The organism is Melioribacter sulfuriphilus (assembly GCF_052656625.1).
Genome location: NZ_JBQXXK010000005.1, coordinates 264,133 through 277,910 on the forward strand (window position 1 = coordinate 264,133; position 13,778 = coordinate 277,910).

14 protein-coding genes are annotated in these 13,778 nt (G+C 38.3%); 11 read left to right on the forward strand and 3 right to left on the reverse strand.

Annotated elements, in window-relative coordinates; translation table 11 throughout:
* Window positions 1-29 precede the first annotated feature (29 nt).
* Genes ACUN8G_RS08480 through ACUN8G_RS08500 form a run of 5 tightly spaced genes read left to right on the forward strand, consistent with a single transcriptional unit; the run spans window position 30 to window position 6,097 of the window.
* Window positions 30-1,544 carry a two-component system sensor histidine kinase NtrB gene (locus ACUN8G_RS08480; protein ID WP_437346187.1) on the forward strand — a complete coding sequence of 505 codons (1,515 nt, stop codon included), beginning with the start codon at window positions 30-32 and terminating at the stop codon, window positions 1,542-1,544.
* A gap of 4 nt (window positions 1,545-1,548) precedes the next feature.
* Window positions 1,549-2,925, forward strand: a complete 1,377-nt coding sequence (locus ACUN8G_RS08485; protein WP_437346186.1) for a sigma-54-dependent transcriptional regulator — start codon at window positions 1,549-1,551, stop codon at window positions 2,923-2,925.
* Window positions 2,926-2,953: 28 nt separating this feature from the next.
* A complete protein-coding gene (locus tag ACUN8G_RS08490) occupies window positions 2,954-3,286 on the forward strand; it encodes a cupin domain-containing protein (RefSeq protein ID WP_437346417.1) in 333 nt (110 codons plus the stop codon).
* 8 nt (window positions 3,287-3,294) lie between these two features.
* Window positions 3,295-4,659 carry a M16 family metallopeptidase gene (locus tag ACUN8G_RS08495; protein WP_437346185.1) on the forward strand — a complete coding sequence of 455 codons (1,365 nt, stop codon included), beginning with the start codon at window positions 3,295-3,297 and terminating at the stop codon, window positions 4,657-4,659.
* 1 nt (window position 4,660) lies between these two features.
* Window positions 4,661-6,097 carry a M16 family metallopeptidase gene (locus tag ACUN8G_RS08500; RefSeq protein WP_437346184.1) on the forward strand — a complete coding sequence of 479 codons (1,437 nt, stop codon included), beginning with the start codon at window positions 4,661-4,663 and terminating at the stop codon, window positions 6,095-6,097.
* A gap of 393 nt (window positions 6,098-6,490) precedes the next feature.
* Here the strand turns inward: ACUN8G_RS08500 and ACUN8G_RS08505 are convergent, their stop codons facing one another.
* Window positions 6,491-6,910 (reverse strand): secondary thiamine-phosphate synthase enzyme YjbQ, encoded by a 420-nt coding sequence (locus ACUN8G_RS08505; RefSeq protein ID WP_437346183.1) that lies wholly within the window; start codon window positions 6,908-6,910, stop codon window positions 6,491-6,493.
* Window positions 6,911-6,985: 75 nt separating this feature from the next.
* Between ACUN8G_RS08505 and ACUN8G_RS08510 the strand changes: the two genes are divergently transcribed.
* Both ACUN8G_RS08510 and ACUN8G_RS08515 read left to right on the forward strand, forming a co-directional pair.
* Window positions 6,986-7,495 (forward strand): nitroreductase family protein, encoded by a 510-nt coding sequence (locus tag ACUN8G_RS08510; protein WP_437346182.1) that lies wholly within the window; start codon window positions 6,986-6,988, stop codon window positions 7,493-7,495.
* A gap of 63 nt (window positions 7,496-7,558) precedes the next feature.
* On the forward strand, window positions 7,559-8,836 hold the full coding sequence (locus tag ACUN8G_RS08515; protein ID WP_437346181.1) for an MgtC/SapB family protein: 1,278 nt from the start codon (window positions 7,559-7,561) through the stop codon (window positions 8,834-8,836).
* On the opposite strand, the gene ACUN8G_RS08520 is transcribed toward ACUN8G_RS08515, so the two are convergent.
* Window positions 8,811-9,686 carry a bile acid:sodium symporter family protein gene (locus ACUN8G_RS08520; RefSeq protein ID WP_445480930.1) on the reverse strand — a complete coding sequence of 292 codons (876 nt, stop codon included), beginning with the start codon at window positions 9,684-9,686 and terminating at the stop codon, window positions 8,811-8,813. The genes ACUN8G_RS08515 and ACUN8G_RS08520 overlap by 26 nt on opposite strands.
* Before the next feature lie 5 nt (window positions 9,687-9,691).
* Window positions 9,692-10,543, reverse strand: a complete 852-nt coding sequence (gene purU / locus ACUN8G_RS08525) for a formyltetrahydrofolate deformylase (RefSeq protein WP_437346179.1) — start codon at window positions 10,541-10,543, stop codon at window positions 9,692-9,694.
* Between the two features lie 97 nt (window positions 10,544-10,640).
* Between purU and ACUN8G_RS08530 the strand changes: the two genes are divergently transcribed.
* Genes ACUN8G_RS08530 through ACUN8G_RS08545 form a run of 4 tightly spaced genes read left to right on the forward strand, consistent with a single transcriptional unit; the run spans window position 10,641 to window position 13,646 of the window.
* Window positions 10,641-11,048, forward strand: a complete 408-nt coding sequence (locus ACUN8G_RS08530) for a cupin domain-containing protein (RefSeq protein ID WP_437346178.1) — start codon at window positions 10,641-10,643, stop codon at window positions 11,046-11,048.
* On the forward strand, window positions 11,045-11,845 hold the full coding sequence (locus ACUN8G_RS08535) for an alpha/beta hydrolase (protein WP_437346177.1): 801 nt from the start codon (window positions 11,045-11,047) through the stop codon (window positions 11,843-11,845). The genes ACUN8G_RS08530 and ACUN8G_RS08535 overlap by 4 nt, the downstream gene beginning before the upstream one ends.
* Window positions 11,842-12,990 carry a pectate lyase gene (gene pelA, locus ACUN8G_RS08540; protein ID WP_437346176.1) on the forward strand — a complete coding sequence of 383 codons (1,149 nt, stop codon included), beginning with the start codon at window positions 11,842-11,844 and terminating at the stop codon, window positions 12,988-12,990. The genes ACUN8G_RS08535 and pelA overlap by 4 nt, the downstream gene beginning before the upstream one ends.
* A gap of 14 nt (window positions 12,991-13,004) precedes the next feature.
* Window positions 13,005-13,646, forward strand: a complete 642-nt coding sequence (locus tag ACUN8G_RS08545; protein WP_437346175.1) for an SGNH/GDSL hydrolase family protein — start codon at window positions 13,005-13,007, stop codon at window positions 13,644-13,646.
* Window positions 13,647-13,778: the final 132 nt, after the last annotated feature.

A 13,778-nucleotide genomic window follows, 5' to 3' on the forward strand; every position in this document is an offset into this window, starting at 1 on the left:
TAATACGTTGAAACGGCAAGAAACATACAATGAAAAAGCTACTAATTGAATTTCTTAAAAAGCATTTCAAGGAAATTGCTTCCAATTGGTCTGCCAAATTAAAACAACTATTTAAAGATAAACTTTCGGATTCGCAAATTGAAACATTTACAGAAAGCTCTTTGCTTACATTTATTGATGTTCTGGAAGAAGGCGATTATAAAATTGCAGATCTCTACCTGATTGAAATTTATACTCTGTGTTCGAATTTGAATATGAGTCTAATTGATGTAAGTCAACTTTTCAGTCAGGGGAGGTATGCAATACTGAATATTATCGAAACTGAACAGGCAGGTCCTAACGACCCGATAATACTACTTGGATTTGTCGACGAAATTATCGAGCAGCTCTTTGCTCGCTATAGCATGCTTCATCAGGAAGCTAAAATGAATGAATTAAAATATGACCGCGACCGTCTGGCTTCAAAACTTGAATTGAGTCAGCAATATCTTAAAAACATTCTCCACACTTCCGATTCCGCCATAATGATGGTTGACGAAAACGAAAAGTTTATTGCCTGGAATAAAGGAGCAGAGAGAATCTTTGGATATACTGAAGAAGAAATTATCGGGAAACCGTCCTCGTTTTTATTACCGGAAGGAAAGAAGTATCAAGATGAATTAAAGAAGATTCAAAAAGAGGTTAAAGAAGGGGCAACAAAAATTCTTGAAACCGAGCGCAGAACAAAGGACGGCAGAATATTGAGTGTAAAACTGAGCGTATCGAAATTGCCGGGGAGTAACGGTGGTTATGCCGGCAGGTCGATAATTATAAAGGATTTTACCGAGTTCAAAAAATTGCAGGCTCAAATTGATCAATCAGAAAAATTAGCAGTAATTGGTCAGCTTGCTGCAGGTGTTGCACACGAAATTGGAAACCCACTGGCTTCGATCTCATCACTGGTTCAAATTCTTCAACGAAAGAGTAAAGATCCTTTTTTCACGGAACAATTGTCAAATATTAAAGAAAATATCGATAGAATTTCCAAAATAGTTAGAGAACTGGTTGACTTTTCGAGACCACCGAGTTACGAAAAGTCGATGAGCGACATTTCTGATATTATTAAAACCGCACTCGGAATTGTTAAATACGATAAACGCGTTAAGAAAGTGAAATTCGAAACCGACTTAAAAGAATCGCTGCCGAGAATTAATGTAGCAACAGACCAGATACTCCAGGTTTTTGTAAACATTTTAATTAATGCACTCGACGCCATCGAAGGCAATGGTCGTATTACGGTTAAATCTGATTACGATGATGATTTTATTTATGTCCATTTTTCGGACGATGGCTGTGGCATGGACGAAAATACACTCAAGCAAATTTTCGACCCCTTCTTTACAACTAAAGAAGTCGGTAAAGGTACCGGACTCGGACTATCGGTCAGTTATGGCATAATTAAACAATATAACGGAGAAATAACCGTCAAAAGTAAATTGAACGAAGGAAGTACATTCACGGTTAAAATTCCAATTAAAGAAAATACTAAAAGTAATATGAGGTAAATTTATGGCTGTAAGAATTTTAATTGCTGACGATGAAAAACCAATTAGAGATTCGTTGAAGATGGTTCTTGAGGACGAAGGTTATACGACCGACGTAGTTGGTGACGGCGAAGAAGCTCTCGAAAAAATTAAATCGGATAAATACGATATTGTCATTACAGATATAAAGATGCCCAAAATTGACGGTATCCAGTTGCTCGAACAGGCATCGAAGATTTCTCCCGAAACCTTTTTTGTGATAATGACTGCCTATGCGTCGGTCAATACTGCAATCGACGCATTGCGTCAGGGAGCTTACGACTATCTGATTAAACCCGTGGAATTTGACGATTTGATTATTAGAATAAAACGACTCCTCGACTATAAAAACCTTGCATTTGAAAATAAATCTCTCAGGCAGAGAATATCGACTGAAGCCGATTTTACTAATCTGATTGGTAAAAGCGAGCCGATGCGCAAAGTCTTTTCGATTATTACTCAAGTTGCTCCTACAAACAGCAACGTCCTTATTATCGGTAAAAGTGGTACGGGTAAAGAACTTGTTGCTAAGGCAATTCATTATAACAGCAACAGAAGGGACAAGGTTTTCCTGCCGATTAACTGCGGAGCAATTTCAGAAAATTTGATTGAAAGCGAATTGTTCGGGCATAAAAAAGGATCATTTACAGGTGCTACCGAAGACAAAATTGGACTTTTTAAAGTGGCAGACGGTGGAACTCTTTTCCTCGACGAAATTGGTGACCTCCCATTGAATATGCAGGTTAAGCTCCTCAGGGCAATCGAAGACAGAGCGTTTATTCCCGTCGGCGGAGTTAAGCCCGTCAGTACCGACGTTAGAATTATTGCAGCTACAAACCAGAATCTTTACGAAAAAACAAAAACAGGCGAGTTCAGGGAAGACCTTTATTATCGCTTGAACGTTGTTGAAATTAACCTTCCGTCTTTAAGCGAAAGGAAAGAAGATATTCCATTGCTCGTCAATCATTTTATTGAAAAGTACAGCAAGGAAATGGGCAAAAAGATAATTGGGACAGATAACGATACGATGCGAATATTATTGAATCACGAATGGCCAGGCGGAGTAAGAGAGCTTGAAAACGTTATTGAAAGAGCAATTATTTTCAGCAGCAAGGAATTAATTACCGTCGAAAATTTGCCCGAATATTTGAAAGGTGTTCCTATGTCACACGACTACCCTGACTCGCTCAAAGAGGCAATGCGTAGTTTCGAACGCGAACACATTCTTAAAGTAATGAAAAAATACGACTATAATAAGGATGAAGTTGCTAAAGCTCTCGAAATTGGACTCTCGTCTTTATATAGAAAAATGGACGAATTAAACATCCCAACTAAATTGCAACAAGAAGAAGAAAATCTCTAAGGAGTGAATCATGGAAAAAGATTTCGGGATTAGCGGATTTATCGAAAAAGATAATTACCAGTGGGAAAATGTAGGCGAAGGCGTTAAAAGAAAAATTCTTGGATACGACAGGGACCTGATGCTGGTTCTGGTCGAATTCGATAAAGACGCTATAGGTTATACTCACAAACACCCACACAAACAAATCTCATACATCGTCAAAGGTTCATTCGAAGTCGAAATTGAAGGCGAAAAAAAAGTACTTAAAGCCGGCGATGTATTCTTTGTTAAACCAAACCTAAATCATTCGGTTCATGCACTCGAAGATAGCGCGCTTATCGATGTGTTCAATCCTTACAGAGAAGATTTTATAAAACATTAAGGTCAAATATGAAAAAGTTGATTTTGTTAATTGCATTTCTAATTACTTACTCGGCAGTATCAGCTCAGATAAAAATTCCTTACATTCATCATCAATTACCTAACGGACTGAATGTTATACTGCACGAAGACCATACAACTCCCACAGTTTCTGTTAATGTCTGGTATCATGTTGGTTCTGGCTACGAAAAATTGGGGAGAACTGGCTTTGCCCATCTTTTTGAACATATTATGTTCGAAGGATCTAAAAATGTAAAAGAAGGAGAATTCGATAAATTGCTCGAAGCTGCTGGCGGACAAAATAATGGTTCAACTACAGAAGACAGAACTAATTATTACGAAGATGTTCCGTCGAACGCACTTGAACTTGCGCTCTTTCTCGAATCCGACCGTATGGGGTATTTACTCGACGCAATGACACCCGAAAAAGTTAATGGACAGAGAGAAGTTGTTAAAAACGAGAGAAGACAAAGTTACGAAAACAGACCTTATGGACTTGCCTGGGAAACAATCTATAAGAATCTCTATCCGCAAGGTCATCCTTATTCATGGCCTGTTATTGGTTCTATGGCAGATCTCGACGCAGCAACTTACGAAGATGTAGTCGAGTTTTTCAAAACTTATTATGTGCCAAACAATGCTTCGCTCGTAATTGCCGGCGACATTAATCCAGAAGAAACATTGACTCTGGTTGAGAAGTGGTTCGGAGAAATTCCGGCAGGCAAACCAGTACCGCCGTTAAATCCTGCCGCAGCCGTATTGAACGAAAATAAATTTATTACTCAAGAGGATAGGGTTCAACTGCCCCGACTCTATATGGTCTGGATAACACCGCCACGTTTTGCACCGGGCGATGCCGAAATGGATTTGCTTGCAAATATTCTTGCTGGCGGTAAAAACTCAAGATTATATAAAAGACTTGTCTATGAACTCCAGATTGCCCAGGATGTTTCTGCATTTCAAAGTTCGTCAAAATTATCTTCACAATTCTTTATTATTGCAACGGCTCGTTCTGGTCATAATTTGAACGAAATCATGTCGGTAATTAACGAGGAAATTGATAGGCTAAAATCTGAAAATCCGACTGAAAGGGAATTACAACGTGCAATTAATCAGTACGAAGCTTCCTTTCTCAGGAATCTTGAAAAACCAGGCGGCTTTCGCGGAAAAGCCAATCAATTGAACGAGTACTTTTATTACGCAAACAATCCGGATTATGCTAACGAGGATTTTAATCGTTACAAGGCACTGAGTACTGACGATTTGAAAAATGCAGCACGTGTTTTTCTAAAGAAACAAGGGAAAGTTGTATTGAGCATCGTTCCAAAGGGGAAAACTGAACTGGCAGCAGTCGAACAGACGGAGGAAAGATAAAATGAAAAATTTAACATCGATTTTCGTAATGATATTGATAGCATTAAATCTCAATGCGCAAAAAGCTGACAGATCAAAACCTCCGCAGTTACCACCACCCAAAGGATTGCAATTGCCCGCTGTGCAGGAATTCACACTTCAAAACGGTTTGAAAGTCTACCTGATGGAAAAACATCAGGTTCCTCTTATCCAGTTAAATTTGATTTTGAGGACTGGTTCTTTGAACGATCCTGACGGCAAAGAAGGACTATCCGATATTGTATTCGACATGCTCGACGAAGGTGCCGATGGAATGAACGCACTCCAGATAGCAGATGAAATCGATTTCCTTGGGGCTAATCTTAATATAAGTTCTTCTCTTTTTACTTCGAACCTAAACTTGAATGTCCCTGTATCAAAAATTAATGATGCTCTCGAAATATTCAGTAAAATATTACTCAAACCGGATTTTCCTGAAGCTGAATTGAGTAGATTAAAAAAAGAACGACTTACTACTTTAATGCAATGGCACGATCAACCGAATGAAATTGCCAGAGTAGCATTCAATAAATTGTTGTTTGGTAATCATCCTTATGGAAGAAATGAGGTCGGGACTGAAAAATCGATTAAAAATATTACACGGGATGATATCATCGATTATTACAAAAAGTATTTTACACCGGACAATTCGTTTATTGTAACGGTGGGGGATATTGATAGGAGCGGACTCGAAAAATTATTGAATGAATATTTCTCCAGCTGGAATAAAAAGGGAGATTTCAAACAAAAAATTGAAATGCCGTTAAACGGGAATCCAGGGAAAATATTTTTAATTGATAAACCTGGTGCTGCTCAGTCGGTAATTTATATCGGTGATGTTGCCCCTTCGCGTACTACGCAGGATTATTATTCGATCAATGTAATGAACACAATCCTCGGTGGCTCTTTTACATCCCGACTAAATAATAATTTGAGAGAAGAACACGGTTATACTTACGGTGCAGGTTCCAGATTTGTATTGCGTCCGGTTGCTGGATATTTTATCGCTTATTCGTCGGTACAAACTGATGTGACAGACAAAGCGTTGCGGGAATTTTTTAAGGAATTAAATGGAATTCGTCAGCCGATTTCTCAGGAAGAAGTTGACAGGGCAAAAAATTATACTGCTCTCGGTTACCCTAATAATTTTCAAACAGTTGCAGGGATTGCAGGTGAGCTGGAAGAATTAGTCTATTACAATTTGCCGAAAGATTATTTTAATCAGTATATCGATAGGATTCTTTCTGTTAAAGACAAAGAGGTAAAAAGTGCCGCAGAAAAATATATTAGACCAGACAAAATGATAGTAGTCGTTGTTGGAGATAAGTCGCGAATTGCTGAAGGAATAAAAAAACTGAATCTGGGTGAAGTTATCGAAATGACGGTGGAAGATGTTTTGGGCAAAGTTCCAGAGCTGTAATAAGTTTTGATTAGTCAAGATTTATTAATTTTTATGATCACCAAATTAGAAAGCTCTAAATGCAGGCAAGCTAGGGCAAAGGATAAGTAATCCATGAGCTTTAGCTTGCTTTTCAGTTATAAGCATAGTTGTTTTGAAACATGGCTAAATTAGTATCAAACGTTTTTAATAAAGATGAGTTATTGTGTTAATTTTTCAGTTAGTTCATAATTAATTTATCACCTATCAACCATTAACTCCCAAACCACAAACTCCAGAACTAAGAACTCTTTAACAAAGAACTCCTGAACTAAGAACTCCTGAACAAAGAACCCCCAACCACGAACCACATCCTTACTATTTCCTAATCCCCAATCCCTAACCCCTAACCCCTAATCCCTAATCCCTAATCCCTTACTCACCAATAATAGTAACGACAATATTTCTCGGACCGCCTTGATTGCGATGCTCGCATAAATAGATGCCCTGCCAGGTGCCAAGATTCAATCTACCGTTTTTAATCGGAACTGTGAGCGAGCTTCCGAGTATAGAAGTTTTAATGTGTGAAGTCATATCGTCCGTACCTTCCAGCGTGTGCTCGAAAAGCGAAGCATCTTCAGGAACAAGACGGCTGAAATATTTTTCCATGTCGCTTCGAACAGTAGGGTCGGCATTTTCATTTAAAGTGAGCGATGCAGAAGTATGTTTGATAAATATATGCACAATACCCACAGTAACATTTTTTAGCTCTGGTAGATAACTCAAAATTTCATCGGTTATAAGGTGGAATCCGCGTCTTCTTGGTTTTAATGTTATTTCCTGTTGACGGAACATTTACTCCTCCTTTTATTAATTCCAAAAATAAAAAAGTAAAATTTTATTTTTGTCTGTAACAATTGCGGAGGAATTATGAACACGTTAGAAGCCCTTTTAACAAGGCGAAGTATAAGACGGTATAAAAATCAACCGGTCGAAAAGGAAAAAGTCGACAAGATTTTGAAAGCGGCAATGTATGCCCCATCTGCACACAACAGTCAGCCGTGGCATTTTATTGTTATTGATGATAGAGAAACATTGAACAAAATAGCAGAGCTGCACCCGTATGCAAAAATGTGCAGGGAGGCACCTCTCGGAATACTTATTTGCGGCGACAGACGACTCGAAAGCCTCGAAGGGTACATTGCATTGAATTGTGCCGCTGCAACCGAAAATATTTTACTGGCTGCTCACGAACTCGATTTAGGTTCGGTCTGGATTGCAGTTTATCCGAGAGCAGAGCGAATCAATATTTTCAAAGAGCTCTTCGGATTACCTGACAATATCCTGCCGGTGGCTATGGTGGCAATTGGTTACCCCGACGAGAAAAAAAATCAACCCGAGCGTTTCAAGCCGGAACGTATTCATTATAACGGCTGGTAATTAATTTGTTGCGATAGGTCAATCTTTCCATTATTTTGGAACTTTAATAAAAACGGTGATGCAATGCAATCGATCGAATGGACGGAACAACTTCGTTTTTTAGTTGCACTTGCTCTCGGTTTTTTGGTGGGGCTCGAAAGAGAATCCACTAAAGGAAAACAGAAAAAAGTTATCTTAGGCGGAATCAGAACTTATCCAATAATAAGTTTAATGGGATTTGGATGTGCCTGGCTCTATAAAATTGGAGTGGAGGCAATTCTGCCACTCGGACTTGTTGCAATTTCTGCATTGACGGTAATATCGTATTTTTCAAAATCGCAATACGATAAATACGGCGTAACAAGTGAAGTAAGTGCGCTTGTAACATTTATTATAGGTGCACTGGCATTGCTCGTTGATATCTGGGCTTCGATGGCTCTTGGAATCATTAGCACAATTTTACTTTCTGAGAAAGCGAGGCTGGAATTCTACGTCGACCGTCTCGACCGAGTTGAGTTTCTTGCGGTTCTTAAATTCCTGCTGGTAACTCTAATCATTCTACCTGTTTTGCCCGACAAGAATTACACTCAATTTAATATTAATCCATATAAAACATGGCAAATTGTAATTATCGTTTCTACAGTAGGATTTGTAGGATATATTATTTCAAAGCGTTTGGGTGCTCATGCCGGTTTTCGAGTTTCAGGTCTGGTGGGTGGAATTGTATCGAGCACCGCCGTCTCAATTGCTTACGGCAGGATGGCTCAAAAGAACGAAAATCTATGGCATCCGGCTCTACAGGGCGCTCTCGTTGCTTCGAGCGTAATGTATATACGTGTACTTGTACTTATTTATATAATTAATTCGGCAGTAGTTGAATATATCTGGCTTCAACTAACTTTTCTAAGTCTGGCTGGATTTATTATTTCGTTTGTCAATGGAAATAAAACCGCAACCAAGAGGTCGATAATCGATCAAGAGATACAAAACCTTCAGAATCCTTTCGAAATACGACCGGCCATTTTATTTGCCGTGTTGTTTCTGGGACTTTCAGTAATTACAGGCTTGGTTAAAAATTACTTTGGCAGTTCGGGAATTATTTCACTTTCTGCAATCGTCGGGATTACGGATATAGACCCATTTATTTTATCGCTGGTAAGCGGCGATATATTCGGAGCTCAAATAATTGCAGCATCGATTTTAATTGCGATGATGAGTAATTCGATTATGAAAGGAATTTATTTTGGGACGATGGTTAAACAAGCTCGCAAGGATGTGTTAATACGATTCGGTCTCCTGGCTGTTTTACATATTCCTGTAATTGTAATGACACTATTTAACTTGAGGAATTATGTTTCTTAGAGTGAAAGTAAAGATTCAGTGAAATATAAGTATTTTGAAATAGTACGTAGAAAACCGGACCAAGAACGGATATCGGATTCATAAAAGTTATTGCGAGCCATATTGTGTACGAATTATTTTTTTGTCCTAACGACTGACTTGCCTCAGAAGCATATTCCTTTCCTCCTATAAACCAGCCAAGTATAAAGAGGAATGCACAGATTAAAGCTGTTATAAAGCCAATCTGATAAACCAGCGTCAATTCCGATGTAAAATTATTGCGTATATAATTTGAGGCTCCTGATGTTGCTAAATAAACATTTACTACCAGTATGTAAAACGAGATGTCCTTCAGATCAATTAACTTTTCCCATAAAGGAACGCTTATTGCTTTTATTAATCTTGTCAGAATCAAAGGAATTGTGAACGTAACCAGTACAGGTAATAAAATGTCGTTAAATGTAATATTGTTTCCGCTGTCGATAATCAAAGGTAGAATAAAAGGGAGTATGATTGTAATTACTACGTTGGTAAGCACCAACGAAAAAAGAGTGAATTCTACTTTCCCATTTTTCAGACTTATAATAACCGGAGCTGCAATGGCAGTTGGGGCTATGGCTGTTATGAATGCCGTTTGCGCAAGTAATTTATCGAATGGATAAATCAAAAAATATGATATAAGAGAAGCTGATATCAAAGAAATTAATATGATGAAATGCTTAATGTTGATAATATTCTTATCAATTTTAATATCGAGGAACGAAAAGAAGAGCAACGCCATTAATAAATAACGAATTAAAAAGGTAAATCTATGTCCGTAAGGGAAAAGGATACCTGCGGTAATTGCGACAATAAGGAGTAAATTTTTCATAGCAACTATCTGAAAATGATGGTTTTCTTGCCGTATTGAAGAACGCGGTTGTTGACGTGTAGATCTACGGCGCGTGCAAGCACCAAACGTTCGAGGTCGCGTCCTTTTCTGATTAAATCTTTCAAAGAATCCTTATGAGAAATTCTTATAACATCCTGCTCGATAATGGGACCTTCGTCCAGTTCTTCCGTTACGTAATGACTTGTAGCGCCAATTAATTTGACTCCTCTTTCGTAAGCTTTTTTATAAGGGTCAGCTCCACTAAATGCCGGCAGGAATGAATGATGTATGTTGATAATATTATTTGGATAGTGGGCAATAAATTCAGGAGTAAGAATCTGCATGTAACGCGCCAAGATTATCGACTCGATATTATGTTCTTTTAATAATTCGAGCTCCTTTTCCTCCTGATCGCGTTTGTTTTCTTTCGTTATTGGAAAACAGTAAAAGGGAATATTATACTGACGGGCAATTACTTCAAGATCGGGATGATTCGAAATGATAAGTGGTATTTCGGCATGAAGTTCATTGTTCCTGTAACGCCAGAGTATTTCAAGCAGGCAATGGTCATATCTTGATACGAATATGGCAAGGCGTTTTTTTTCCTCGCTCAATTTAATATCCCAGTTTGCGTTAATTTCTTCGGTCAATTTTTTGAATTCATTAATAAATTCATCGGTGACATTTGCCTGTCCGTTTAATTCCCATTCGATCCGAATGAAGAACATTTTCTCGTTTTTGTCGACATGCTCGTCCAGATCGATAATGTTTGCGTCCCTCTGGAATAAGAACTGTGATATTTTAGCCACAAGACCTTTCCGGTCTGCACACGATAAAATTAATGTAGCACTACTCATCTCTTCACACAAATATTTTTTTTCATCTGTAAATTACGAAAAAAAGTTGCTAAATTTGTAAGTAAACGCTGAAGTTAACGTTCAAAAGGAGGACTTAATGAAATCTTTAATTCTTTTTTTGCTAATTCCACTCTTTTTAACAGCGCAGGACAAACCAAAACAATTTACAATAGATCAATGCGTCAGAGAATTTAACTGGGAAGATACTGTCGGTACAAAAGTGGGATACCAGTTCTGGTTTGTCGATAAAAATTTTCTCGACGGACGCACGCTCAAATTGAGTGTTGTTGCACCTCATAAAGCCACACACGCACCCCATAAACATGCTGAAGACGAATTCTTTTTTGTGCTGGAAGGAATTGCCGAATTTTATCTCGACGGCGAAACGAGAATCGGTAAACCATATTCGAGTTTTTATTGTCCACCTAACAGCATGCACGGCATAAGAAATGTTGGCGATACGGAATTAAAATATCTTGTAATAAAAAAATATAACACGAAATGAAAACAAAATTATTTTTTATTGCCTTTCTGATTTTTGCCGCACCTCTCTTCGGGCAGTACAATTTTATTAATATCTGGAATGGCATTGCGCCCGGATCTTCAGATACATTAAAAGAAGAAAAATACAGCGACGAAAGATTCTGGTCTGTTGCACAACCTGGTCTGGTTTTCTACAAATCACCTCAGTCAAAAGGGATTACTATGCTCGTTTTGCCAGGAGGAGGATATCATCATCTGGCATTTGTAAAAGAAGGCGTTGCAATTGCAAAATGGCTAAACAAACGGGGCATCGACGCTTACGTTTTAAAATATCGACTTAATCCTGAAGACGCCCTCGACGATGCTCAAAGAGCAAATTGTTTTATTAGGAGCAAAACTAAAGGTGAGAAAATAGGGATAATTGGATTTTCTGCGGGTGGTCACCTTGCCGCAAATCTAATGCTTTCACCCAAACGTATCTTTATCGATTCAATCGATAACTATAATTATAAACCCGAATTTGCCGTACTGATTTATCCATGGTTCCAGAATCTTTACGAAAAAGTAACTGGTGAACTTCCACCCTTATTTATTGCGCACGCTGCCGATGATACGAGAGTGCCTATTCAGGAATCCTTGAATTTTGTAGATGCTTGTGTTAAGAATAATGTATTTCCTGAAGTGCATATCTTTTTTGAAGGTGGACACGGCTTCGGTATGGAAAAAGAAAACGGTTATGCGGCTTCGGAATGGCCGCAACTGCTCGAAAAATGGCTGGTCAATAAAAGAATACTAAGTGTAGGTGGAGATCTAAAATGAAATTTGTCAATATTGTTATTGCTTTTGCTTTCTTTGTATTACAAGGACAAGCACAAGATAAAAAGGAAATAATCGACGTATCGGGATTTGACAACAGTGCACATCACTGGTACGATATAAGCGCAGAAGACAATATAATTGAACCAATCGAAAATCAACCGAGATACAAACCATGGCAAATCAAAGAGATTGCCGACAACATTCTGCTTTATCAAAAAGAAAATGGAGGCTGGGCTAAAAATTATGATATGCTTGCCATCCTGACTGAAGAACAAAAAGAAGCGCTCTTGAAATCAAAAGATATGACCAATACAACTTTTGATAACTGGACAACACACACTCAGGTGGAATATCTTGCGCGCGCTTACGAAATTCTTAAAGATGAACGTTATAAAGTTGCTTGTCTAAAAGGCATCGAATTTATTTTAAGTGCTCAGTACTCAAACGGCGGATGGCCTCAGTTCTATCCGGATACGAGCGGATACAGAAAGTATATTACTTTTAACGACGGCGCAATGGCAGGCATAATGAGAGTACTCTACAATATTGTGAAGAAAGTGCCTCATTATTCTTTTGTGGAAAAAGATTTATACGAAAGGTCAAAGGTTGCATTTGAAAAAGGTTTAAGGTGTATTCTCGATTGTCAGATAAAAGAAAACGGTAAATTATATGCCTGGGGGCAGCAGCACGATAATGTTACGCTCAAACCTCAAAAGGCGCGCACTTACGAATTGCCTTCAATTGCCAATCAGGAAAGTGCTGACCTTGTATTGTTCTTGATGGATATCGACGATCCTTCGCCCGAGCTTATCAATGCAATTGAAAGCGCGGTAAGTTGGTTCGAAGAATCAAAAATCAAAGGAATACGAATCGAAGAAAAAAAGATTGAACCGAAAAAATACAAATGGAGCACACTAAGTATCGACCGCATTGTAGTTGAGGATTCTACGGCTCCGCCGATCTGGCCCAGGTATAGCGAGCTTGTAACTCATAAACCTTTATTTTCTAATCGCGACGGCAAAAAAGTCTACTCGCTCGCCGAAGTGGCTCACGAAAGAAGAGCCGGCTATTCATGGTATACTTACCTGCCACAACGTGTACTCGATAAATATCCAGAATGGAAAAAGAAACTTGTAAAGGAATAAATTGAGGAATAACCATGACAAAAAATATTTTAATTATCCTGATGTTATTGTTTTTAATGGGCTTTAATATGCCGCAGAATAAAATTAAGATAGTCTGCTTTGGCGATTCGATTACACGCGGTGCGGGTGTGGAAGGCAAAGAATGGGTGGAAAAATTGTCAGCGCGGTTCGATAAAATAACTTTTGTTAATGCTGGTAGAAATGGCAGAAAAACCTCTGATCTAAATGAGCTGCAGCCGGTAATCGACAACAACCGAGATGCCAATTATTTTATTATTTTATTGGGAGTAAATGACTTGAAAAACGGCAACGACAGCCTCGTAGCTCTTTGTGTGCAAAACCTCGACAGCATGGTTACTAAAATCAAATCGGAGATTCCTGCTGCAAGAGTTATTATCGCATCACCGTGTAATATCAATCTTGAGACGATGAACGAGACTAACAGAAAAAAGTTATATAACGATGCCACTCAAACTTCATTAATAAAATTAAATGAAGAATATAAGAAACTGGCGGAACGTCGGGGTACGGAGTTCATTCAACTTTATGGAAAAGTAAGCCCCGAAAATTTTTTGGATGGTCTCCATCCGAATGAGAAAGGGCACGAAGAAATTGCAAATGCCATTGCTGAATATATTTCAACCATGATAAAATAAGCCTCTCTACAAGGGATTTTAACGATTCCAGAAAAATTAAAAGTTATCGTCTGCGAAAGGGGAATCTAATCGTAGATTCCCATTCCAGGCTTGCTCCATTTAAAAACGATTGAGCTCTTAAAAATCACGACA